This window comes from Paraburkholderia rhynchosiae (genome assembly GCF_002879865.1).
In the GTDB taxonomy this organism is placed as follows: domain Bacteria; phylum Pseudomonadota; class Gammaproteobacteria; order Burkholderiales; family Burkholderiaceae; genus Paraburkholderia; species Paraburkholderia rhynchosiae.
Map to the genome: position 1 here is coordinate 1 of NZ_PNXY01000015.1, position 21453 is coordinate 21453.

Here is a 21453-nt window from a genome sequence, read left to right on the forward strand (position 1 = left end):
TCTGGGCGAACTGCACGCGAGCGCCCGCAACAAGCTCAAGAGCGCTCAAAAGCGGCCTTCGATCATTGCCGCTTGCTGGATGCAGGCTACGCTGTGGTGACGTCATGAATTATGGAAGTCTCAATAGTGGGCAAGCACACTCGAACCCCTGGTGGGCTGTTGAGCCACGCCGACGGCATAGGCGCCACGTACGGCCGCGAGCAACGCCTGCTCGGCATCGCGCACCTTTGCCTGCACCGCGTCGACTGCGACGGTCGATACAAGCGCCTTGACCTCCTGCTCGATTTTCGCGACCCATGTGCGCTCATTACTGGAGTCGACGCTCGAGAGCGTGTTGCGCAGCGGCTCCAGCATCGAACTCAGTGACACGATGTCGGCGCTGAGTGCGACGAATTCGTCAGCCGATCCCTTCTGATCGGCACCCGCCAGGCGTGCGGCCGTGATCGCGTCACGCTTCGCGTTCAGCTCGGAGATCTTCGATTCGACTTCATCGAGCTTATTGCCGGCGACCTCGACCTTATCCATGACGTGGGCCAGCTTCTGCCTTGCCAAGGACAGGGCATGTGCCGCCGCACCGAAACGGTCGTCACCTACGGAGATCGGGGCCACGCCATAAGGCGCGATGATGTCGTTCACGCGGGCGATTGTCTGCTCAGCGATCGCAACGCCGTCGGCCTCGACTGCAGCACGGTCGGCCTCAACCTGCTCGATGCTGGCCGCCTCCGCGTGACGCTGCGCTTCTTTCAGGTCATCATGAAGCGACGCCAACGTGCGCTTGTGCGAGGCCTGTGCTTTCGCGTCGTTCGCGATGATCGCGGCGTTCACACGGCCGACGGTTTCGGTGATCTTGCCGGTAATCGCGTCGATGGTGCGCTGGTGCGCTGCTGCAACTGAATTCATTTTCTACTCCGTCTATTCGTTTTGGGTTCTAGTCCGCCGCAACGTGCAGGAGGACATGAATCCATGGTCGTGTCACGACCTGCGTATCCGCGAAATTTTTCGTTCTATCGGGAAAGAATCGGGGATTTTGTGGACGACCAGAAGGCCGTCCGGTGATCGTCAGACGCCGAGCAACTCCACGAGGCGAGAATCGGGGGTATGGCTCATGCCGTCGCCCCCGAGATGCCTGGCTCCGATCTGGCCTACGGCGCGCATTGCTTCGACGGCGTCGATAAGCGCGCGCTCAGCGCGAATAACATGGCCAACCATAGTCTCCGTCAGGATGCCGTACCCGACTCGGTCCACTGCTGCGCTGCAGCGCGCGACGGCGGCAGCAGCAGCACCAGTATCGAGTTGCGCCAGCGCCGTCTGTGTCGCGGTCAGGCGCCTGATAGTCGCACAGCACTCCTCGCCAACCGCAGCGAAGCGGCGCAACTCATCGGAATCGAGATCGGCTAGCTGACGGTTTGCCAGGATTGCCTCCATGCGTGCGACACATTGAAAAAAACGCCGCTCGAGCGCGCCAAGAGATTGCTGCAATGTCGCCAGTTCCTCGCTGAACTTCAACTCGACGTGATTGGCCTTCGATAGTGCAGTGGCTACGTCGTTGAGGCGATCGTCGTCGAGCGGCACGCGGTAATCGAGGTCGAAGCGCTTGAGCGCCGCATTTATCGCGGTGATTGAGCGGGCCGCGATCAGCTCTGCGGATCCTTCAACGATCAGTTCATCGATGGTTTTCTCCGGCACGGTTGCCGGGTTGTCTTGGACTGCTGCTGAATGACTCATTTTTACCGCTCCGTTACGTGAGTATTGCGGGGCGCGTCGTGCGCCTCCGCTGATCAAATCGTCACGTCACGACTGATCACTTGGCGCCATCTATCGGGAGGGAAACGGAGAAAGAGACGCATAACCCGTTGCGCGCACAACACGAAGAATGAGCGCCGCAAGGGTCTTTCCGGTACAGTGCCACACATTAAACGAACGACCTGTCGTGTGGCATCGGAGAAAAACAAGATGGCAAACGGGAAATTTGTGACGTACCTGCGCGTCTCGACCGCCAAGCAAGGTCAATCCGGACTCGGACTGGAGGCGCAGCAGGGCGCCGTCGACGCATATCTGAGCGGCGACGCCTGGGAAGTTGTCGGCCGGTTCGTCGAGGTCGAAACCGGCAAAGGCGCGAACGCACTCGACAAGCGTCCCCAGCTGCGCGCAGCACTCGCGCTATGCAAGAAAGCCGGCGCCACACTGCTCATTGCCAAACTCGACCGTCTTGCGCGCAACGTGCACTTCATCACCGGTCTTATCGAGACCGGCGTCGACTTCATTGCCGCCGATATGCCGCAGGCGAACAAAGTCATGATCCAGATGCATGCGGTAATGTCTGAGTGGGAGCGCGACGAAATCAGCAGACGCACGAAAGCCGCGCTGGCAGCAGCGAAAGCCCGAGGAGTGAAGTTGGGTGGCGCCGGACCCGCGAACCTGCGGCCGAACGTTGAGGCTCGCCAGAAGGCGGCCAATGAGTTCGCAGCGAAACTGTCGGCCACGTTGAGCGGGTTCGTCGCGCAGGGAATGACGCAGATCGCGATGGTCGCCGAGTTGAACGCGATCGGCATAAAGACGCCCACTGGGAAGGCATGGGCCAGGACGCAGCTACAGCGCACTCTCGCGCGCTTAGCCTAGCCGCGCACTCGCTTGCATCACGATCTTGACGGCGCCGAGCAGAAAGCCGGTACCATTGCGCGGTAACAATCCGCGAGGAAATCGACCATGGATAAGGATCAAAAGCATCTCGAAGCAGCGCTGCTGCGCTCGGTGCGCGCCATGAAGGCCGGAACGAGCGCGCGCCCTAAAAATGGCATGCGCCCGATCCATCCTGGCGAAGTGCTTCGGGAAGACTATCTCGCGCCGCTGGGCATGACAACAAACGCGCTTGCGAGCGCGCTACGCACGGCACTTTCCAAAATTGAAGACGTCGTGCACGAACGAAGGCAAGTCGACGCGGAACTGGCTTTGCGGCTCGCGCGCTATTTCGGGGGAGACGCCGAGTCCTGGCTGAACCTGCAGCAGACGTATGACCTGAAGGTAGCGCGGCGCGCACACAGTCACCGGATCGAGGCGGAAATCACGCCACGTGAGGTGCTGGATGACGAGTGAAAGACGATGGCCACAGTAACCATCGGCGTCGCCACAGAGGCCGACGTCTCCGCGCGCACGATCGCCGCCGTAAAATCGGGGCGTGAGGCGAAGATCGCATACATCACCTTCGCGACGCTCGATCTGCTCGTAAAGACGCTCACACCAATGTGCTGGCAGATCATTCAGGAAATGACTGGCGCCGGCGCGATGTCGATTCGCGAGCTCGCGCGGCGCGTCGATCGCGACGTCACGGGCGTAGATGAGGACGTGCATGCCCTGCTCAATACTGGCGTTCTCGATCACGACGAGAGCGACGCGATCGTGTTCCCGTATGACAAGGTGCACGTCGACTTTTGGATTGAGCCGAAGCACCTTGAGCGCACCGGACAAGATGAAGATACGCCAAGTAGCTAAAACCCGGCTGTCGGTGCGCGGGGCACGAATGGCCGCCGAGGTTCTCACTGACGCCGATGTTGTCGAGGTATTCCGCGCGACCGGCGCCGGCTGCGAGCAAAGGATCAATGACGCATTGCGCGTCTACCTGCTGGAGCATCCGCTCAAAGCGGATTGAGGGAGACGCCGGTTTTGCTGCCCTTCGGGGGTGTCACGGCAGTCAGTCCGCAACCGGCTCACGGGACAGCCCTGGAAAATCGTACTCGTCGAACACAACCTCGACAGCATCTACGAAGGGGGGCGCCTCTTTAGCACCGGGATATCCGTCCTGCACCTGCACGGCCACGATCGTGCGCGATCCGACGTCGGTGCATCGCCACAGGCCCGACTCGGTATAAAACTCCGTGCCGATCTGGAAGTCTGAGTGCTCCACTGCTGTCACTCCCAGTCGTCCATATCAGTTGCCCGCTCGATGAAATCCATATCTTCCTTTTCTCCCGCGCTCTCGCTGACGGCGCGCGACTGGCGGGCGCATTCCTCCGCGAAACCCGGCCGGCGCGTGTCCCAAATCTCATTAGCACGTAGCACGGCTTGGCGAAGGGCTTCGCGCTTCTCGCGGGGTGACGTCATGGCAGTCTCCACAATGAACGAACCGATTATAGGCCGCTGCGCAGCCGCCTTCACCGAGTTCGCAGCAGATTGGAGATCTCGCCCCCGACCGTCCGGCGTAATCGACAATCCCGCTGGGTCGGGCCGTCACACGATGCGGGATTCGAGCAGAGACGTTGTATGCGCCTCAATCACCGCTCGCACCATTGGAAGTGCACCCTCCACCCATGCAGCATGCTTCCAATAAGGTTGCAGTTCGGTTGAATATGTGCCGACGTGCGACATACCAGAGAACCTTTGTCACGTGGCATATCGGCTAAACTCAACCGCACTCGACCGCGATCTTGTGGGCCGGTCACTGAAAACGAGGAGAAAACTGGAATGGCATCACTTTACCTTGGCCGTTTGAAACCGGAAGAGCGGCAGCAACTCGTGCAGAAGTTATACGGGATGCAGCACGGCTCGTGCTTCATCTGCGAGCAGCCGATTGATTTACAGGTCCAAAAGAATACAATCGACATCGATCATGTTGTCCCGCTTACGCTTGGCGGCAAGGATGACCAGAGCAACTTTGCGCTAACACACGATAGCTGCAACCGTTCAAAGCAGGCATCAAATCTTGAGGTTGCCCGGATATTGCATCGTTTTAAGCGTCTCAAGGACGATCTTGAAACAGAAGACCGCAGCCCGAACCTCGGCGATTTGCTACAGCAGGCCGGCGGCGGCGATCAGCGACTGGGATTCAAACTGATGAACGAGGCGCTAACGTACAGCTTCGGTGAAATCGGCGACAACACCTTGCGCACGGTGCCCGTTTACCAAGATGCACTCAGCGGGTTCCGATTTTTTTTCGCAAACCTGCCAATCCAGTACCTCGCCCACGACGACCATATCAATCCCCGATCTATCGGTCCGAATATCTCGAAGCTAGTGGAAGAGTTTTATCAGAAGCGACCGCAACTGCATGTGCCGTTGGCGTGGATAAAGAGTGCGGAAGGACGAAGTGCCATTCACGTGTTCGACGGCCAGCACAAAGCTGCCGCGCAGATCATGCTGGGAGCGCGTGAATTACCAGTGAGGGTGTTTATCGACCCCGATCCAGATACGTTGATCACAACCAATACCAATGCTGGCACAACACTCAAGCAAGTAGCCTTCGATAAGTCAGTACAGCGTCATCTCGGTAGCTCGCTTTATCAGGACCGTATCGAACGCTTTCGCAAGGAAACCGGGCGACCAGAAGGCGACCTCAGTTTTTCAGAACGGGATTTGGTAAGTCACTTCAAAGGGCAATCGCGCGAGATCAAGCGCTATATCCTTGATGCGGTGCGTAACGCAGTCACCTCAGACTCAAGTAACAAACTACGCGATTTCATCGACTTTGGTGGGCGGGGAAAGGAGTCGCCGCTGTCTTACAGCTCGGTGGAGAAGACGTTCTACTCGTTCTTTGTCTATCAGGAAGTGCTGGAGACCCCGATCAACTACCGCGCTGAAGAGGGAGAAAATCCGCGACTGGTAGAAAGCGCACAGATTCTGCGCTTGATGAACCTGATTGCGGACTTGCTCTATGTCGACAGGTTCGACCCTGAGATCGGCACGGACAAGATCGAAAGCAAGCTGCAGAAGGGCGAAGCCATTAAGCATGATCACCTACGCGCCTTCCGCATGAGCAAGGAAGAGATTCTCTACAACTGGCTTCAATATGTTGGCCAAGTTGCTCGAAATTACTTTATCACCTTGGGTAGGCCCGATCCCAAAGATCGCCTGTTCCAGATTCCTTTTCCCGATCAGGTCTGGGGGAACATTCAGAAATTCATCGATAACCTTCTAGCGCTACCATTGTGGGTAAATACGGACTTCTCAGAGACAATTTTTGGCGGAAAGCAGGTTACTGGTTTCTGGCGCGCTGTATTCGAGACCGGCCGAACGCCGCAGGGTATGCAAGTTCTGGCAAAACCGATCAATTTGATTGAGATGATCAATTAACTACATCGATTACTGAGATGGACGGACTGCCTGTTAGGGGTGGCCGCCAACAGATAGAAGATCTGTTGGCAGCGGCGCGCGGCGCCTTTATCGGTGAGAGTTTGCGGGAGACGAGGACGGGATCGGGCGCACATAGGGCACGCCATACGACGACGGACATGAAAACGGCGCCCGTAGGCGCCGCGTTGCAGGTATGCCGTGAGGGGTTACTGCTTCTCTGCTGCTCTTTCCTTGGCGGCTTCCGCAACCCTGGCCCGTATCGCTTCGGGCGCGCTCGCGAGGAGCTTTGCAATGTAGTCAGCTGACGGTTCCCGCGCCGCGCCATCGTAACCATCGAGCAAGCGATAGGCGACGCCATTCACCTCTTCTGCGTTTTCCGGTCTATTGGCTGCTGTCATGGCAGTCTCCGCTTGCGGATAAGGTGTGCTGAGCACCTAAACCATCGTACATTGCGGGTTTACGCCGCGTCAATCTTTCTTTCCCGTCGTCGCAACCGCCCAAAACAGCCGCGGCTCACGCCGCGCGAGCGTGCCGAAAGCGGGATCATCCATAAGCGCGTCGATCGCGCGGAACACACTGGCGATCGCCTGCGAGTCACCGCGCCGGTACATTCCGCTCAGCAGGCCGAGCTGCATGCGAATATCACGCGCGACCTGCAGCGCGTAGCCGGATAAGCCGCCTCGTGCCACGTCAGCGATGGCCGCGCGGTACCCGTTCAGATACGCTGCGTCGACGTCGGCGCACGCCGTTGCCATCGGCGCGCCATCGTCAGGGACATGCGCCTATGACGACATGCCGGTGCCGCACACCGCGTCCAGCCGGCGTCCGGAACTTGTCGACCAGCGACAGCATCACGCCGGACAACTCCTGCCGCCGATAAGCAGCCCCCTCCGGATCCCGCCGCAGGAATAGCCGATCGCGGCAGGCCTGAGCCAGTTCGCGCGCCCTGTCAATATGGAGATCGTCAGCGTCGCCGATCAGCTCCGCATGTACCAGGCCGTCGGCGAGCGCAGGTCGGAACACCCACTGCGCGCTGTTGTCATCGGCGATGACCAGGAACAGGCCGCCGCCGTCGTCGTGCCAGCCGGGATTGCACACCGCGTGTGTGTGAGACTCGTTCAGCAGGAGCAGGTGACTCATACCGTCGCCGCCTTAGTGCCGCACGACGCGACCCACTCCTGAACGGCCGACCGCTTCCAGGCCGTCATCCGCGCACCAGTGTCAACCTGGGCGGGGAACGCCCCCTGTGCCAGCAGCCGATAGATCACCGACCGAGACAGCCCCGTGATGGTCTGAACTTCCTGCAGCTTAACAATCCTGTCCATTTCTTTTGCGTTTTCCATCCCAGCTCCTGCTGTCGTTATCATGCTTGGGATGGTGGCATCACGACGGAGGACCTGGAAGGACTAGAGAGGACTGCATGCGAAGATGCGCAACGCCCTGATTGCCGCACGGCGCACCCCTCGCTCAACTGCAGAACCCAGTAAGCGCGTTCGCCATCTCCGGATCCACGCGCTCCATCTGAGCCTTCCGCTTCTCGACCAGCGCGCGGATCCGCTCAACGGCCGGGCGTCTCTGCGCCTCCGGGAACTCATTAATTGCTGTGCTGACGATTTGAACCATCGCCTCCGTCATCTCCGTCAACCGATCGATGGTATGCGCCGCTTCGGAATGCTCCATCTGCAGCTTCAAGTTAGCCCGGCCCTCGCGCACACAGAGCAGCAGCGCCGCTGGATTGACGATGCGTTCGTTTCCGGTCGTAGGATCGACCCGGATACAAGCGCTGCGTACTTTCGCCAGATCGCGCTCAAGCTCGTCGTACCGGTCGAAGAACGACACGGGCGTGCGGGAAGTCGCGCTGCGCGCGAGCTGGTGCCGGCCATTCGAGATCGCCTTGATCTCAGTGACGGGCATCGGCATCGGCGCCACGTCGAGCGGCGGCCGCCCTGGGCCGCGCGCGGGCATCGGCGCCTCCGCCGCGACGCGCTCGGCCAATTTACGGGCATCGCGTTTTTCCACAGCCACCCATCCTTTGAAGGTTTCGGGGTTCACTTCTGGAAAGGCGCGACGCGCGATCGCAGGCCCCTGATCTGGACCGTGCGTCACGATAGCTTCTCGTATGGCTCGACGCGCGGCCTCCCGGTTTTTGTCTGCTGGCTTCGGCACGATCGCCCTCCTTGGGCGCGGTTTGAACGGGTTTGATTCGATTCAAACCAATCATCGTGTTACGACCGTGAAGCCGCAACCAGCAAGGTTTCCGCCCGGTTGGGTTCGTATCCAACTTTTCGGATTTCGCGCCGAGGACGCCTGTTTGGCCGCCTGCACGCTTTTTCGTTACCTCCGACCCCGCAACTAGATCATCGCCACAGTCCACCCCGTCGCCTGCATACGCCGTGCATAGGAGCATCAGCGATCGCACGTCCAATCCCATAAAGCCGCGACTCGATGGGCGGCGAACGAGTATGCTCGGCCAGTGAGGACGTTGGCGGCGCTACAATTCAGCGGTCGTGTGTCAGTCTGAAGGACCAACCGAAGTGGCGCGGGAGCAGACGTTGGCCTAAGTTATTCATCAGCAGCACTTACTTCGGGGAAAACATTGAAAGCCATTCTTAATAAATGCGAGAAAGCTGATTTTGACTATATTAGCAGCGTTCTTGATAGCTATTTTTCTCTCACTGACGATAAAGAACTAAAGCGTCTTTTGTCCGTGAGTGAGGCCGATCCAGCCGCGATGAAGTCGATGATTGCTTTGATGGATAAACAAATTCGGTATTATGCGTCGTCCGATGTAGCATATCTCACGCGCCTTGTCTTCAGCGATGAGCCAGGGGTTTCAGCCGACGAACTTGTGCAAGATGTCTGCGATAAGCTCAAGGTCAACATCAAAATGGGCGGAAGTGTTGAGGCCAAGCTCGAGCGCCTCGTAGCTGCAACTGTTGAAAAGGAGCTTTCGTCGAAAAGCCCGGAAGACCTTGCCAAAGCGTTCGAAAAGATGGGCATCGCCGAGACAAAGCGAGAACTCATCATGCAGCACCTGAAAGCGAACGGAAAGGTTGCGATCCTTCCCATCGTTATGGAGATACTGGGGCCGAAGATTACGTTGGGCATCATCGAGACGATCATCGTCACACTGATCGCGCAAATTATAGGGCGAGAGGCAGCAAAGCAGTTGATCAAGGAGCTTCTAAAGCGCAACCCGTGGATCAATGCATTAGGACCTATTCTTTGGCTGCTGTCAGGAACTTGGCTTGCCATCGATCTGCAGGGCCCGGCGTTCCGAAAGACGATCCCCATCACTTTGTATCTAGGCATTGTTGCGTTGCGCGACGGCACCGTCGACGCCTCCGATGCCGCTTCGTAGTACATCGGTTTCAACCCGGATAACCGGCTTCATCGTTCATCCTTAGTGCGAAAAAACCGAGTGGTGCTGTGCCGTCCGAAGAGCGCAGCACCACTCGGACGTCTCCCAACCAGATGCTTATCACCTCGAGCAAGTCGCCAATGTTCGCGCGGTGCGGCCGAACTCGGGACCACTCTTACGCTTGAGCCAGAACGGTAAGAGACCGTAAGAGCGACCGTAAGACCGCAAACCTTTGCTGCGTATACCTTTCTTACTCTCTTACTCTTTTATAGAGAGAAATAGATAGATAGATGAGGAGGAGCGTAATCATTGTGTAATCCATATGATTATGGCGGGAGAGGGATAGAGGGATGTATCTCCGGGAAATTGCGTAAGATCGTAAGAGAATCGCTAACACCCGTACTGGATAAGGGTTTTCAGTCTTACGCGCCACTGTAAGAGAACCGCGAATCAGCGTAATAGTAAGAAAAAACCCGGCTCGGCCGGGTTTTTGGTTTGCTCCAGGACTTACGCGACCGCTAGAAGTTGCCCGCTGCAGCGTCATCTTGCGTGGCAAACAGTCCGGCGAGAGGAACCGACAGATATCGATCGGTGCCGGCGCCCTTGAAGTACACCGGTTTTTCGCCCGGCCTAGCGCCCGGGATGCGCAGGAGCTGGCCACGCAGATCCGCATTGAAATTCGTCTTTGCCATCAACTCGACGCGGGCGGCGTTCTTATTGGACACCTGAAGATCGTTCCCGCTGCGACGCAAACCGTAACGGCCCAGCATCCGCTCTGCGGCCGGAAGACCAAAACCCGAAAGGCCTTCGACCTCATCGCCGCCAGCGATCTGCACGAGTTCGAGGATCGTCGCGTCGCCTCGATCCGTCCTCACGATGCTGGACGTCAACGCCTTGAGCCCGTCGAATCGGTCATCAGCATCTGGCTCGACATACACGTTCCACTCGAGGGACTCGATCAGATCTGTCGCCTGCTCGTCCGTCGCAACGTCGCTTGAGAACAGCGACCACGCACCCGCCAGCAACGTCCCGTACTGATCGCCATCGCGCTGATTGCCAAACTTACGCGCCGCTGCGCTCACGAATGTGCGGATGTTCTTGATCGTGATCGGCATCAGGCGCAACGATCGATTGATGATGCGACGAGCGAAATCGCCATTGCCGCGCAGCTTCGACAGTTCAATCTCCAGATCGGACCACGCCAGATCCCCGGCCTTGTTGTCACGTTTGTCGCGCAGCCGCAGGACGGTCAGGCGTTCGACGTCGGCCTGCTGCTTCAGCGCCGTCTGAATCGACGCCAGCGCGAACATCGAGCGAATATGGAACGACATCGCTTCGCCGCCGGCCGTACCCTTCAGCGTCTTGAACTTCGACTCCGTCGATGCCTGCCGGATCAGCGACAGCACGTTCTGGATCCGATCTGCGTCTCTTTCACGGTTCGATTCGGACTCGTCGAACAGCACCGGCAGAGCGTCAGCCTTCAGGAACTGGCGGATGCCGGCCTCCGACGTGTTGCCATTGGCGAGCAGCGCAATCCCGTCCTCGCCGTCGTCGGCGCCACTCGCGAGGGGCGCGAGGAACTGATTCAAAATCGTCGACTTACCGCAGCCAGCGCCGCCGGTCAGCCAGATATGCGGCCGCCATGCAATCGCACCACAGAGCGGCGCCAACGCCGCCCAGCCGGCCACCAGTAGCGCGGACGCGGGTTTCTCCCAGCGGAATTTCTCAGCCGTTGCGATTACCCATTGCCCCTCCTCGTCCGTCGCGACGTCATCGCCAAGCACCGGAAGATCGCGCGCGACTTCATACACGAATCGCGACACGATATCCGTCACTTCAGTCTTCAACCCGTCAACCCGCAGATGACTGCCCGAATGGAACACGACGCGACCGCTATCAATCCACGCGCCACGACCACGCGTATTCGAAGGATCGTAGATCCCCCGCTCCAGACACGCACGGATCAGGAAGTTGACCGCTGCAGCCTTATTGAATTTGGTCCCCTTCCCGCCCGAAAAATGCAGTTCCCACCAATTCGGAGGAGCCAGCTCGTACAGACCGTTTTCGGAGAAGTCAGCCTTTGTGATGGCTTTGACCTGCTTAGCCTCGTTCTGGAAAACGTAATACGTGCCCCGGTCGTGCCCAAGCAGCTTGAAATACCGGTTATCTGTCGGGCGGTCGATCGTCTCGCCTTTCGGCGCCGCCGAGACAGGATCCGACTGCACAACGGTCACGCCCGGCAACTCGTCGTCGCCCGGCGCGTCGAGCACCGCGACGCCATCCGCGCTCTGAATGTCTTTCCACGGCGGGATCGGCGCAGCCGCGACATCGACCGCCGCAGCCTCAACCGGTCCGACCACCGCCGGCGGGTTCAGCGTATTCGCGATGACCGCGCGCACCGCGTCGTCGCCCTCGAGCATCGCCAGATCGTTGAAGTCGTTCGGGCCTTTGACCTTGCCGGCCTCGTTGGCGACGCCCAGCGAGGCATCGAAATGCGGGACCGCCATCAGTGCGCCGATCGCCGCGCGTACCTCATTGGCTCGCGTGACGCCGGGATTCTTCACCGGCTTGAGCGTCCATTGATCGTTATCCGCGCACACAACGATCGTTGCATCGCGGAATGCCTCGCGCATGCTTTCCGCCACCGGCATGAGGTTCGGCGCATCGAATGCGATGATCACCGCGTGACCTGTCGCCGCATGCAGGGAGGCGCCTGTCGCGTAACCCTCGCAGATCAAGATGACCTGTTTTCCCTCATGCTCGAGCGGCTTGCCAATTGAGTAGTAGTGCCCGTGCTTGTTCGCGCCGCTCAGATAGTCCTTGTCGCGGCCGAGCTTCTTCGCATCCGGCAGGATCGCCTGCAGCGAGTGGATGACCTTGCGCGACCAGATCGGGATCAGCAGCGCATTCTTCGAAATGATCGACACCTCGCCGGTACTCTGATCGACCTTCTCCCACGTGCCCACGCGCAGGCCATACGACTGAATGCCCTTGCGCTTCAGATACGGATGATCGTCACCCTCGACATGCGTCGCCGCGTCCCAAATTCGATTAGCCAGCACTGCGGCCGCCGCGTGGCGCGCAGACTCTTCAGCCGCGCGGCGCGCGCGATCCGCGTCCATCTTTTCGCGATACGCACGCTTTTCCTCCGCGCTCATCGGCGCGCGCTCGACCTTCATCGACCAGGGGAATGAGACGTCGTAACCGTACTTGCTGTTGTGCCCGAACTTGCCGGCGGGACGATCGTCCGCGTGCAGGACGAACCAGCAGTCCTTTACGTTCTTGCCATCCCCGTCCGCATGAATGCGATGGAGCTTGCCGTCGGCGATGATGTCGGCCGGGTTGACGCGGATGTCCTGCTCGAACATCGCATCTACGAAGTCTTCGATAGCCAGTGTCTCATGCACCATGATGACCGCCGATCGAAAACGCGAAGAATACTCTTCCTGCAGCCGTAGCTGCATCGTTGTTACCTAAGTTCCTTTGCATCTCTTCCGGTTCCTAAATCGCCATCTCGCCATGGCGCCAGGGATTGGCTGTTAGCCTCCACCTGGTAACTTTGATGAACGCAGATCCCTCTGCGTCGCCTGCACCGCATGGCCGCCGCGTTTGTTCGGAGTGCCATGCGACGAATTATCCACGGCGGGCGAGGCACTCGAAAGGACTATATTTTCGCGTGGACCGCCTGCAGGCCATTGACGCACCAGAAAGCAATCGGCTTGTCGTGACAGATCGAGATCCACGGATTTTTTTCGACATGGGACAACGCTGGGCGCAAGCGGTTGCGGTACAATATGTACATCCTTTGCATCACCCAAAGTGCCCCTGAATAGCCGGCTCGCCACTGGTCTCAGGGGTTTTGGCTTTTTGGACTCGGACTTCTCCAGCATTGTCTCGCCGACCACGTCGCGATTGATGTAGAGAAGCCCGGACAATGCCGGGCCTTCGTGGAGCTGGCGATCCGCTCACGCAGCCGCGAGCTCGATGTGGTCGACGCTCGACGCGCTACGTCGCACCAACTCGTAATCGCTCACATCCCGGTACAGCCCCCAGCAATGCGGCACGCGCCGGCCAAGCAGCCCCGCACCGTGCCGGTGGACGTCGCCGCAGTGCGGACACTGGACGTGGAAATACCCGCCCGTCTCGGCAACGATGACCGCCGCGGGCAGTCCGCTCTGGGTCAGCACAGGCGCCGGCTGTGCAGCACGCTTTTCGTCTGCGATTCGGCTAGCAATGGCCTCCTCCGCGTATGGCCCGCGCCGACTGCATGCCCGCACGAACGCCCGCTGCGCCGTCGTGCCCCGGCCGCGCAGCGACCAGCGCGAACTCCACCATGACATCGGCGCGATCAGTGAAAGCATCCAGTTGTTCGGTCGACCAATGAATCGTACCGTCGACCCTGAACTCTTTAGGCGAACGAGAAAGTCGTCGCCGGAATAACCCAGCGTCTCGAAATATTCGTTTTGGTCGAGCGCGTCGCGTTCAGTTTCCGGCATGCTCATACTGCGCTCCCATTGGTTCGCGCGTCGATCCACGCGCGGACGACGTCGACATTCCAGCCTTTGGCCTTCTCGCCAAGTCGAACTGCTGCTGGGAACCTGCCCGCCGCGCACCAGCGCTCGAGCGTCTTCCTGCTGATCGCCAGCACCGTGATCAGATCCTTCTCACGAACGAATCCAGCCAAAGGCATCTCGTAAACCGCTTTCTCACTCACGTCTTTTCTCCTGTTGCGATGAGCGAATTATTGCTGTCACGATCAACCGCAATGACGCAACAAGACGCAAAGAGAGTTTTTTGACGCAACAGAAACCAACGCTGGCGCGGCGCGAGCGACATGGAAGCGAAGTCACATTTACATCCGTAACCTTGAGGTTCCCTACCGCACACCAACAGATTTGAGATCTGTCGCGTGAGACCACAGTCACCAATGCCGGCGGGGCGTTGCAGGGATGTCACGTCGCGATTGGGCGCACATAGGGCGCATGTAAGAAACCGTCGCCCGGCGACGCCGAATACAGGGGTAGCTTCAGAATTCGGACAATAAAGCACGCTAAGCGGTGGGCGCAGGTTGCGGGCCGCGCGTTCGTGTCTGCCTCTTGTCGGCCATCAAGAGAGACTCTCGTCGCCCGGAACGCATCACTGCCGATCTTTGTGCCGATGCCGGCGGCAGACGAGGGGACCACACGTTGGCGGCGCGCGACCGATGCTTCGCGGCGGGCAAGGACTTCGGCACCTGCGTGGCCGTCAACTAAAAGCCGTGGTGGCCGTTAAACAGATGCCTAATTCAGCCCCGACACGATCGCCCGGGGCACAAACAAACGAGTAGACCATGAAGAGACTGATTCTTGGCGCAGCCATCGCTGCTTCGCTTACTGCTTGCACGAGTGTTTCATTCAACAAGGACGGCAGCTACTCAGTCACGCAGCCCAACGGTACGGTCTGTACCCATCAAGGCGCTATGGTGTCGTGTAGTCGGTCCCCTGAGCAGCTGGCGGCAGCGCAGCAACAGATCCTGCAACGGGATGGTTACTCCAACGCGGAGCGGGTGCCCGCAGCCAACCCGGCGGGGCTGGCACAGGCGCAGGCCGATCGTGAGCAAGTACAGGCTTGGCAAAACTCGCCTGAGGGTAAAGCCTCGGCGGCGGATTGGGAAGCGAAGCAGGCGGAGTGGAAGAGAAAGAGAAAGAGCGCCGCCGCGGCCGGCGCAGTCGCCCATGCCGCAGATCCACAGTGGATCAAGGTATCGACCAATGGTGCCCCACTGACGACCTATCTGGACGCAGGGAACGTCCAGTATGACGGCGATTCCGCCACTGCCTTTCTCAAGGACATGCAAGCTGATGGTGGCCATGAGATTGAGGTATTGAAAATTAACTGCACCTATAAGTCGTACTCGACGCTGCAAACGGTCGGATACGCTGCAAACGATCAAACTGTCTGGAGCCAAATGGGCCGGGGCACGTGGGCTAAAGCAGCGGTGGGATCGGTGGGCGAGGTCGTCATCGACGGTGTATGCAAGGCACGCCCGAACTAAACCATACGCCCGCTGCGCGCGGGTAACAGGAGACCGACATGGCATGGCCAGGCGAACAGACACTCAGGATCGGCGCCGTGCAGTGTGCACGGTGACCGTTGACGCCGATGCCGCCGACGGTGACCCTGCCCCAGCGCAGACTAGCCATTTGCCAACCCCGACTTCTCTGCGTTGGCCGGGCTTTGCACGCCAGCGCCCGCCGTTACCCGTTTGATGAACCCGTCACCGCGCTCGAGCGTGAGCGTCTGGAACAGGCCTTGATACGGGATAAAGTCCAGATCGACGCCAACGACATAGAACGTCGACGAGAACGACCCGCGCACGATCCGCACATAGCTCCCCGGCTTGACCGTTTCATTCGCGCGGATGCGCGCCGTGCCGCGCTCGAGCAGGACATTGTCCTTATTCGACGCGACGACGATCGCCCGCCGGTTGTTGATCCAGTTCATCATGCTGGCGCTGCGTGTCGCCTGCTGTGCCGCCGGTTGCCCGCTCGACATGGTCGTCACGTCGTTGCCGCCCTGCTGGGTCTCCGTCTCTAGCATGCGGACACCGTAGAACTGCGCGGCCGAGTTGGTGTAGTGGCCGAGATCCACCGATTCCGGATCGGCGCCTATGGCGAACTGCTGGCTGACGATGTTGTCGACGAGCTCGAAGCGCGGCGCGCGCGTCCAGTAATAGTTCGAGACGTTCTCATCGCCGCGAGAGACATTCAGGGCGATCACGTCCTTGGCGTCGATATCGATGGGCGTCAGATTCAGCGAATCCGGCTGAATGACATTACCGTTGATATCCCTGAGCGGGTTCGGCCGATAGACGACGTATTCCCCGTCCTCCCTCGACTCAATGTAAAGCTCGTTCCAGGCGCCGACGTCTCCGAAATAGGAGAGCAGGCCGTGGATGGTGCCCTGCTGGTTCTGGGCGCCACCAACGTCGACGACGCCATTCGCGACCGACACGTCGAGATTGAACGCCGTCGGATTCGGCGAATTCGGAGGCATGAGCGAACTCAGGAACGGATTCATGATGCTTTTCACCACCTCAGTGATGAACTCAGATGCTGTCATAGACGTCTTGAAGCCGAGTCCGAACCGCTCGAACAAACGGAAGCTCGAAAGATAGTTTTCGCCGACCACGTAGCCCGGCATGTACTTGATCTGCATGATCTGCCAGAGCTTTCCAAGGTCCTGGCCATTTATCGTGACCGTGCGCATCGGCTTGCCATCGTTGCCCATCGCCTCATTACGCGAGATTCCGGAAACGAAACCACGCATCAGAATAGGCGGCTTGGTCGGATTGCCCGTCGACGCACCGGGCAGGTTATGCCGCATGCGGATTTCGATGAAATCCATTGGCTCGATCAGCCCATACATCGACTCGAACGAATTGCCTTGCGCATAGGGCTTATCGGGCACGGTCAGCGACCAACCGCCCGCTGGCTCGCGAACCGACTTCGATACGCACAGGCGCCCGCCCTCACCGAGCCACGGTGTCAGATCGATCGTCCTGTTCGTGTCGAGCACGCGTTGCGATACCGGCGTCTGGCCGTCGACTGTCTGACGTCCGATAGTTTTGAAAACCACGACGCGCACGTCGGGCACGTAGAGCTGAACGTTTGTAGCCATTACGCAGCACCCCCAGCGACGCTGCGCGACGCGATAAACGCGTTCACGTCTTCCTGGCGCCACGCGACAACGCGCGCATTCAGCACGACGGGCTTAGCGAATTTGCCCTCTCGGATCAGGTTGTAAATCATGGACTTTTTCAGCCCTACCGCCGCGATCACCGCAGGCAGGCGCAATAGTTGGGTTGTGCCGCTCATCTGGATCTAGTCCCGTTGTTGGATGACCCATTCTTGCGTCACGACTTTGGCCTGCGTTGGCCGTCTTTGGGCTTCTGTGCACGAAACGCACGCAAAGAAAAAGCCGCTCGAAGCGGCCTGCCCGCCCTACTCCGCCACCCGTCGCGACATTACATTAGGGCGAAGGAGGTGCCCCAATGGCCCAATTCAAAGTCTCAGTCGACCTGTCGCAGATGCTGAATGCAGTGCCGATCATCACCCGGCAGGTCTTCCCGCTGGTTAATCAGGCGGTGCGTGCGATCGCCGAGCAGACAGCCGCCAACTGGCAAAAGGAGGTATACCGAGCGAAGCTATGGAGCGGCGAGAAAGACGCCTATGTGAAGTCGATCACGTGGGCAATGGCGGGCCACTTCGCGGCCGTCGTGCAGGCCGACTACAAGAACGCTGACGAGATCGAGACCGGGCGCCCGCCGCACGATCTTAAGACGATGCTTTCGACTAGCCCGAAGGTCCGTCGCACCAAGGACGGCCTGCGCTTCATGATCATTCCGCTGCGCGCGAATACGCCGGGTAACGACGCGCTCGCGCAATCCATGCCGACGGACGTCTATACCGCCGCGTCGCAACTGAAGGCCAGCACTATCGTCGCGCAGAGCAAACGCGCATCTGGCGAGATGACCTCGATGCACCCGCAATGGAGCGCCAAGCCCCTGAAGAAGCAGACGCCGTTCATGTCGTCGACGGCAACGCGCGGAACGTTTATGGTTCCGCGCAACGTCTACAAGTGGGGCGGAAAGCTCGATACATCGGGAATCGCGAACCTGAGCTCAGCCGATCAGAAGCGCTATCAGGGCATGGTCCGCATGGACAACAGGACGCCCGGCGGGAAAACGTACAGCAGCTATCTCACGTTTAGGGTGATGTCCGAGAACTCGCCAGGCTGGATAATTCCAGCGCGACCTGGGCTGTATCTGGCAAAGAAGACGGCGGACGCGATGCAGCCGCTTGCCGAGAAGGTTATCAACGAGGCAGTCGCACAGAGCCTCGACTGAAGCTGCTTGCATATCAAGTAGTGCACAGGCCGCTCGAAAGCGGCCTGTCTGCCCTACCCTACTGTCGACCATGTCGAGCGTTATGCGTACGGATTGGCAGGGAGGCGATGGAATTCTTCGATCGCGCGCTTCTTCGCGTCTGCGAGCTCCAGCTCCAAGCGTACCAGCACGCGACGCGCTTTCGTTGCGTCGACGCCCGCCGACACCGCCGCGTCGATTCGCGCCCTTGCTCTGGCGACTTCGATCGTCAGTCCGCCTACCAAACCTTCTGCTGCTGTTGCCATGTCCTTCCCTGTCATAGTGGATTGCCCACCGCGCTATTGCGGCCTGCTATGGCCTATTGTCGTGTCACGATTGGCCGCCCCTAGAGCCACGCGAACCGATTGAAGGATCAGCGATCCGTCAACTGCACCAGCGTTGACGGATCGCACTCCAAATAGCGCTCACTATCGTCATAGGCGGGTTTACCGTCTCGTCGCAGACACGTCACCCACCAGACGTCGTCACAACACGTACTAACCACGTAAATCTCGTCCGGCGCATCTGTCCTTCCTTTCTCCGCCCGTGACAACGCTTCTGCGACAAGGTCGTGGTTGGTTAGTTGGATGTCGTCTTCTTCGAGCACCAAGACGGTACATGCGTCGCAATTTCGCTTCCACGCCGCGAGCTTCCCGTACTTATCGTCACATGACTTGCTAATGCGATCGAACCTCGCCGCCTCAATGTTGCTTTCAACCAGATAGGCAACGCTGAACCGTCTACGAGGTCCCAATACGGCAAAGCGGTGAAGCGTGACGGCGAAAGGAACCCCGGTGAGCGTCACCTTTTGAATCGGCGTGACGTAACGGCCATATGGCGCGATCGGGAGAGTCGGCGCAGACTCCCGCACCCATTTCACGAGCACGTCTTGAATTTGCGCGATTTGAGCAGGCTTCAATCCCACCGTTGCGTCGACAGGGACGTGCAGCTCAAATGATTCAGCAAATTGCAAGGTGCTCGCGAGCTCGTGCTCGATCGGGCCGAAAAGGCGCCGATTATGTACCGCCATCTTGATCTGATCCGGGAAAGGCTCTATCCCAGTATGTTCAAATGCGAAGAGACGCCCGCCAATAGTGCATGCAAGATCAATCGGCACGGCATGCCCTTCCAGCTCTGGTGATCGAACATCATCGCCGCGACAAACTCCGTCTCGCGTCTCGATGTGACGGAGGACCGCATCAAGGGTTTTTCCCTCGTTGAACCTTTTGCTGATCGCTTTCAATCGATTTTGCTCAGAAATTGTGGCCGGCTCGGATAGCGGAATCTTCGCACGACGACGCCAGCGTGAACACATCCTAAATGTGTTGGGCAATCCACATGAGCGCCTAGTAGAGCAGGCCTACGCAAGATCGGCGGAATACCTCCGGGCGCAGGGCGGGCGCTGCGAAATGGCGACTAAGGTTGGGACGGTGCACCAAGCTGCAACAGAGATATTCGCTCATCTGTAGAACTGTGTGAGAACGACGCCGTCAATCCGTACCCCAACATGTAAGCCCTTGGAGCCGCAACACAGGTCGTATAGGCGGGGCGTCGCCGAGCGAGAGCTTTTTCCATCGACTCTCTATTTCCTCTGGACTCAGGCCGCCAGTTGTAAACGAGTTTGTCACCACTAGCCCTGTGTGCTCATCTAGGAATCCGCTGATGCGCTCTATGTCCAACTGCCCGAAGTAGACCTCGCTAGTAACTCTAAGGCCCACTGTCAGCGTGACTGGTATCAAGGTGCCGTAACCGTTGTCAATTTGTGTCACGTGTCCCGGGTAAATTAGCAGGCCCTCATGATCACCAACGTCGGTAGGCAGATCACCATTGTTCCACCTCGTGCTCGCGGTCTTGAGCGGTGAATCGAGGCGGTCGCCGGCTGACGTAAAGACCTCGAAATCAGCTGGGTGCTGCGATATTCGGATCGGCACAGCGGCGATCGAGCTGATTCCGAAACTCATTGCCGCTGATCGAAAATCGCAGACCACCGGGATCGCCGCCTTCACGCGCCACTTATGGTCGTCTGTATCGATTGGCCTATAGAGCTCGATCTGACGATGTTTTGCCGTTTTTTTTGCGGAGACGGAGAAGCCGGCGGGACAGACGAGCACGCCTTTGTGGGCACCTACGTCGCTGACAAGGCCGTAGAACTCCTCCACTCCCTTCGTATCGACCGGTTTTTTGTAGTCCTTGCAGTCGATGACGATCGACATCTCGTATTGTCCGATTTTCTGGCGCACGAGAATGTCAATCTGCCTTTCCCTTTCGGTGATCCTTCCGAGCAGATGTACGTTGTGCTGGACGTCAGCCTCGGGTGCGAGTTGCTTCTGAATGCGCGCCACCAGTTCTTCTAGTTTTAGCCAATCCTTGCTCGACATAGCGGCCCCCTGCACTTGGAGGATCATAGCGCAGGAGGAGCTCGGCACTAAATATTGAGGTACGCAGGCACACGCCTACGCTCCTACGTGCCCCGAATCACGACAGGCCGTGCCGTACACCGTTGCCGCCGTTCGCGTCGTCGACCTCGCAGGTCACCTTCGGCGCCGACGCCGAACCTGTGAGATGGGCAAGGTTTCACTGCAGGAACAATCGAGACCTTGCGCCCGAATGCGCCCGAACAATTGCAGAGCGCCCGGCGACGCCCACCAGACAAGCCTTCAAAGCAACGCGTAACAGAGTTTTAGTGTGTTTAGAAAATATCCTGTCAAATCAACCACTTGAGAGATTACTCATGCCACGGTATATTCCGTTCAATGAAGCGCGGGCGCAGTCCATCACGCGCGCAAACAACGAATTGATACTCGGAAAATTTGATGAAAGCACAACCAACTACTGCGATTGACGAACAGAAAATCGGCGACCTTCAAAACTCCATCATCAGCGCATTCAGCTACGCCGGGTTTGCCGTGACAACAGCAACCGGTGAATCGGCGACGTTAGCCGTGATCGACAAAGACGGCAACGTGCTCGACTCAGGCGCCGGCGTCGCCATTGCAGCTTGGAACGTCGCTCTCAACTCGTACCGCAATTTCCTTAGAGGAGCGGGCCACCTGCGCGTCCTCTCGAAGCCGCCCGAGCGGACCTAGAAGTAAGTGCTGGTGGCGCCTTATCGGGCGGCATTTTC

At 58.9% G+C, this 21453-nt stretch carries 26 protein-coding genes; 9 read left to right on the forward strand and 17 right to left on the reverse strand.

What is annotated here, in order from left to right; all coding sequences use genetic code 11:
- Window positions 1-120: 120 nt before the first annotated feature.
- Both C0Z16_RS20795 and C0Z16_RS20800 read right to left on the reverse strand, forming a co-directional pair.
- Window positions 121-900 carry a hypothetical protein gene (locus C0Z16_RS20795; protein ID WP_102633991.1) on the reverse strand — a complete coding sequence of 260 codons (780 nt, stop codon included), beginning with the start codon at window positions 898-900 and terminating at the stop codon, window positions 121-123.
- A 159-nt stretch (window positions 901-1059) separates the two neighbouring features.
- Window positions 1060-1725 carry a hypothetical protein gene (locus C0Z16_RS20800; RefSeq protein WP_102633992.1) on the reverse strand — a complete coding sequence of 222 codons (666 nt, stop codon included), beginning with the start codon at window positions 1723-1725 and terminating at the stop codon, window positions 1060-1062.
- A 228-nt stretch (window positions 1726-1953) separates the two neighbouring features.
- Here C0Z16_RS20800 and C0Z16_RS20805 point away from each other — a divergent pair, with 228 nt between their 5' ends.
- The 4 genes from C0Z16_RS20805 to C0Z16_RS38840 all read left to right on the forward strand — a co-directional run bounded on the left by C0Z16_RS20805 (window position 1954) and on the right by C0Z16_RS38840 (window position 3646).
- Window positions 1954-2619, forward strand: a complete 666-nt coding sequence (locus tag C0Z16_RS20805; protein ID WP_102634137.1) for a recombinase family protein — start codon at window positions 1954-1956, stop codon at window positions 2617-2619.
- Between the two features lie 141 nt (window positions 2620-2760).
- Window positions 2761-3093: a HigA family addiction module antitoxin gene (locus C0Z16_RS20810; protein WP_244201300.1), complete on the forward strand. Its 333-nt coding sequence runs from the start codon at window positions 2761-2763 to the stop codon at window positions 3091-3093.
- A 6-nt stretch (window positions 3094-3099) separates the two neighbouring features.
- Entirely contained in the window at window positions 3100-3489 is a 390-nt protein-coding gene (locus tag C0Z16_RS20815; RefSeq protein WP_102633994.1) for an HVO_A0114 family putative DNA-binding protein, read from the forward strand.
- Window positions 3467-3646, forward strand: coding sequence for a BrnA antitoxin family protein (locus tag C0Z16_RS38840; protein ID WP_407070686.1), 180 nt, complete (start codon window positions 3467-3469; stop codon window positions 3644-3646). The genes C0Z16_RS20815 and C0Z16_RS38840 overlap by 23 nt, the downstream gene beginning before the upstream one ends.
- A gap of 42 nt (window positions 3647-3688) precedes the next feature.
- Here C0Z16_RS38840 and C0Z16_RS20825 read toward each other — a convergent pair whose 3' ends face one another.
- Complete coding sequence (locus C0Z16_RS20825; protein ID WP_102634138.1) at window positions 3689-3901, reverse strand: hypothetical protein; 213 nt, start codon at window positions 3899-3901, stop codon at window positions 3689-3691.
- A 5-nt stretch (window positions 3902-3906) separates the two neighbouring features.
- A complete protein-coding gene (locus tag C0Z16_RS20830) occupies window positions 3907-4098 on the reverse strand; it encodes an antitoxin MazE family protein (protein WP_102633996.1) in 192 nt (63 codons plus the stop codon).
- A 360-nt stretch (window positions 4099-4458) separates the two neighbouring features.
- Between C0Z16_RS20830 and C0Z16_RS20835 the strand changes: the two genes are divergently transcribed.
- A complete protein-coding gene (locus tag C0Z16_RS20835; RefSeq protein ID WP_102633997.1) occupies window positions 4459-6063 on the forward strand; it encodes an HNH endonuclease in 1605 nt (534 codons plus the stop codon).
- 206 nt (window positions 6064-6269) lie between these two features.
- On the opposite strand, the gene C0Z16_RS20840 is transcribed toward C0Z16_RS20835, so the two are convergent.
- From C0Z16_RS20840 to C0Z16_RS20860, 5 genes are all read right to left on the reverse strand, one after another.
- Entirely contained in the window at window positions 6270-6461 is a 192-nt protein-coding gene (locus tag C0Z16_RS20840) for a hypothetical protein (RefSeq protein ID WP_102633998.1), read from the reverse strand.
- A gap of 69 nt (window positions 6462-6530) precedes the next feature.
- Entirely contained in the window at window positions 6531-6818 is a 288-nt protein-coding gene (locus C0Z16_RS20845; RefSeq protein ID WP_102633999.1) for a hypothetical protein, read from the reverse strand.
- A 13-nt stretch (window positions 6819-6831) separates the two neighbouring features.
- A complete protein-coding gene (locus tag C0Z16_RS20850) occupies window positions 6832-7203 on the reverse strand; it encodes an integrase arm-type DNA-binding domain-containing protein (protein ID WP_102634000.1) in 372 nt (123 codons plus the stop codon).
- The gene (locus tag C0Z16_RS20855; protein ID WP_208638638.1) at window positions 7200-7406 is read right to left on the reverse strand and encodes a helix-turn-helix transcriptional regulator; all 207 of its coding nucleotides are present in this window, start codon (window positions 7404-7406) and stop codon (window positions 7200-7202) included. The genes C0Z16_RS20850 and C0Z16_RS20855 overlap by 4 nt, the downstream gene beginning before the upstream one ends.
- 124 nt (window positions 7407-7530) lie before the next feature.
- Window positions 7531-8229 carry a hypothetical protein gene (locus tag C0Z16_RS20860; protein WP_146014328.1) on the reverse strand — a complete coding sequence of 233 codons (699 nt, stop codon included), beginning with the start codon at window positions 8227-8229 and terminating at the stop codon, window positions 7531-7533.
- 430 nt (window positions 8230-8659) lie between these two features.
- Here C0Z16_RS20860 and C0Z16_RS20865 point away from each other — a divergent pair, with 430 nt between their 5' ends.
- A complete protein-coding gene (locus C0Z16_RS20865; protein ID WP_102634002.1) occupies window positions 8660-9424 on the forward strand; it encodes a hypothetical protein in 765 nt (254 codons plus the stop codon).
- A 518-nt stretch (window positions 9425-9942) separates the two neighbouring features.
- Here C0Z16_RS20865 and C0Z16_RS20870 read toward each other — a convergent pair.
- The 3 genes from C0Z16_RS20870 to C0Z16_RS20880 form a co-directional block, all read right to left on the reverse strand.
- Window positions 9943-12834, reverse strand: coding sequence for a toprim domain-containing protein (locus C0Z16_RS20870; protein ID WP_158244504.1), 2892 nt, complete (start codon window positions 12832-12834; stop codon window positions 9943-9945).
- Window positions 12835-13389: 555 nt separating this feature from the next.
- Window positions 13390-13926 carry a hypothetical protein gene (locus tag C0Z16_RS20875; protein ID WP_102634004.1) on the reverse strand — a complete coding sequence of 179 codons (537 nt, stop codon included), beginning with the start codon at window positions 13924-13926 and terminating at the stop codon, window positions 13390-13392.
- Window positions 13923-14138, reverse strand: a complete 216-nt coding sequence (locus C0Z16_RS20880; RefSeq protein WP_102634005.1) for a helix-turn-helix transcriptional regulator — start codon at window positions 14136-14138, stop codon at window positions 13923-13925. The genes C0Z16_RS20875 and C0Z16_RS20880 overlap by 4 nt, the downstream gene beginning before the upstream one ends.
- Before the next feature lie 615 nt (window positions 14139-14753).
- Here C0Z16_RS20880 and C0Z16_RS20885 point away from each other — a divergent pair.
- Window positions 14754-15458, forward strand: coding sequence for a hypothetical protein (locus C0Z16_RS20885; RefSeq protein WP_102634006.1), 705 nt, complete (start codon window positions 14754-14756; stop codon window positions 15456-15458).
- 140 nt (window positions 15459-15598) lie between these two features.
- Here C0Z16_RS20885 and C0Z16_RS20890 read toward each other — a convergent pair whose 3' ends face one another.
- Both C0Z16_RS20890 and C0Z16_RS20895 read right to left on the reverse strand, forming a co-directional pair.
- Complete coding sequence (locus C0Z16_RS20890; protein WP_102634007.1) at window positions 15599-17083, reverse strand: hypothetical protein; 1485 nt, start codon at window positions 17081-17083, stop codon at window positions 15599-15601.
- The gene (locus C0Z16_RS20895) at window positions 17083-17280 is read right to left on the reverse strand and encodes a helix-turn-helix transcriptional regulator (RefSeq protein WP_102634008.1); all 198 of its coding nucleotides are present in this window, start codon (window positions 17278-17280) and stop codon (window positions 17083-17085) included. Before C0Z16_RS20895 ends, C0Z16_RS20890 begins: the two co-directional genes overlap by 1 nt.
- 176 nt (window positions 17281-17456) lie before the next feature.
- On the opposite strand from C0Z16_RS20895, the gene C0Z16_RS20900 reads away from it, so the two are divergent.
- Complete coding sequence (locus tag C0Z16_RS20900; RefSeq protein ID WP_102634009.1) at window positions 17457-18311, forward strand: hypothetical protein; 855 nt, start codon at window positions 17457-17459, stop codon at window positions 18309-18311.
- 80 nt (window positions 18312-18391) lie between these two features.
- On the opposite strand, the gene C0Z16_RS20905 is transcribed toward C0Z16_RS20900, so the two are convergent.
- The 3 genes from C0Z16_RS20905 to C0Z16_RS20915 form a co-directional block, all read right to left on the reverse strand.
- Window positions 18392-18595: a hypothetical protein gene (locus tag C0Z16_RS20905; protein ID WP_102634010.1), complete on the reverse strand. Its 204-nt coding sequence runs from the start codon at window positions 18593-18595 to the stop codon at window positions 18392-18394.
- A gap of 107 nt (window positions 18596-18702) precedes the next feature.
- Window positions 18703-19572 carry a hypothetical protein gene (locus C0Z16_RS20910; protein ID WP_146014329.1) on the reverse strand — a complete coding sequence of 290 codons (870 nt, stop codon included), beginning with the start codon at window positions 19570-19572 and terminating at the stop codon, window positions 18703-18705.
- A gap of 247 nt (window positions 19573-19819) precedes the next feature.
- Window positions 19820-20707, reverse strand: coding sequence for a restriction endonuclease (locus C0Z16_RS20915; protein WP_158244505.1), 888 nt, complete (start codon window positions 20705-20707; stop codon window positions 19820-19822).
- A 435-nt stretch (window positions 20708-21142) separates the two neighbouring features.
- On the opposite strand from C0Z16_RS20915, the gene C0Z16_RS20920 reads away from it, so the two are divergent.
- Window positions 21143-21415, forward strand: a complete 273-nt coding sequence (locus C0Z16_RS20920) for a hypothetical protein (RefSeq protein ID WP_244201292.1) — start codon at window positions 21143-21145, stop codon at window positions 21413-21415.
- Window positions 21416-21453 lie beyond the last annotated feature (38 nt).

Bases quoted from the DNA above. Each gene is read 5' to 3' on its own strand.
- C0Z16_RS20795 (WP_102633991.1), bottom strand. From the start codon at position 900: ATGAATTCAGTTGCAGCAGCGCACCAGCGCACCATCGACGCGATTACC.
- C0Z16_RS20800 (WP_102633992.1), bottom strand. From the start codon at position 1,725: ATGAGTCATTCAGCAGCAGTCCAAGACAACCCGGCAACCGTGCCGGAG.
- C0Z16_RS20805 (WP_102634137.1), top strand. From the start codon at position 1,954: ATGGCAAACGGGAAATTTGTGACGTACCTGCGCGTCTCGACCGCCAAG.
- C0Z16_RS20810 (WP_244201300.1), top strand. From the start codon at position 2,761: ATGAAGGCCGGAACGAGCGCGCGCCCTAAAAATGGCATGCGCCCGATC.
- C0Z16_RS20815 (WP_102633994.1), top strand. From the start codon at position 3,100: ATGGCCACAGTAACCATCGGCGTCGCCACAGAGGCCGACGTCTCCGCG.
- C0Z16_RS38840 (WP_407070686.1), top strand. From the start codon at position 3,467: ATGAAGATACGCCAAGTAGCTAAAACCCGGCTGTCGGTGCGCGGGGCA.
- C0Z16_RS20830 (WP_102633996.1), bottom strand. From the start codon at position 4,098: ATGACGTCACCCCGCGAGAAGCGCGAAGCCCTTCGCCAAGCCGTGCTA.
- C0Z16_RS20835 (WP_102633997.1), top strand. From the start codon at position 4,459: ATGGCATCACTTTACCTTGGCCGTTTGAAACCGGAAGAGCGGCAGCAA.
- C0Z16_RS20840 (WP_102633998.1), bottom strand. From the start codon at position 6,461: ATGACAGCAGCCAATAGACCGGAAAACGCAGAAGAGGTGAATGGCGTC.
- C0Z16_RS20845 (WP_102633999.1), bottom strand. From the start codon at position 6,818: ATGGCAACGGCGTGCGCCGACGTCGACGCAGCGTATCTGAACGGGTAC.
- C0Z16_RS20850 (WP_102634000.1), bottom strand. From the start codon at position 7,203: ATGAGTCACCTGCTCCTGCTGAACGAGTCTCACACACACGCGGTGTGC.
- C0Z16_RS20855 (WP_208638638.1), bottom strand. From the start codon at position 7,406: ATGGAAAACGCAAAAGAAATGGACAGGATTGTTAAGCTGCAGGAAGTT.
- C0Z16_RS20870 (WP_158244504.1), bottom strand. From the start codon at position 12,834: ATGGTGCATGAGACACTGGCTATCGAAGACTTCGTAGATGCGATGTTC.
- C0Z16_RS20875 (WP_102634004.1), bottom strand. From the start codon at position 13,926: ATGAGCATGCCGGAAACTGAACGCGACGCGCTCGACCAAAACGAATAT.
- C0Z16_RS20885 (WP_102634006.1), top strand. From the start codon at position 14,754: ATGAAGAGACTGATTCTTGGCGCAGCCATCGCTGCTTCGCTTACTGCT.
- C0Z16_RS20890 (WP_102634007.1), bottom strand. From the start codon at position 17,083: ATGGCTACAAACGTTCAGCTCTACGTGCCCGACGTGCGCGTCGTGGTT.
- C0Z16_RS20895 (WP_102634008.1), bottom strand. From the start codon at position 17,280: ATGAGCGGCACAACCCAACTATTGCGCCTGCCTGCGGTGATCGCGGCG.
- C0Z16_RS20900 (WP_102634009.1), top strand. From the start codon at position 17,457: ATGGCCCAATTCAAAGTCTCAGTCGACCTGTCGCAGATGCTGAATGCA.
- C0Z16_RS20905 (WP_102634010.1), bottom strand. From the start codon at position 18,595: ATGGCAACAGCAGCAGAAGGTTTGGTAGGCGGACTGACGATCGAAGTC.
- C0Z16_RS20915 (WP_158244505.1), bottom strand. From the start codon at position 20,707: ATGTCGAGCAAGGATTGGCTAAAACTAGAAGAACTGGTGGCGCGCATT.
- C0Z16_RS20920 (WP_244201292.1), top strand. From the start codon at position 21,143: ATGAAAGCACAACCAACTACTGCGATTGACGAACAGAAAATCGGCGAC.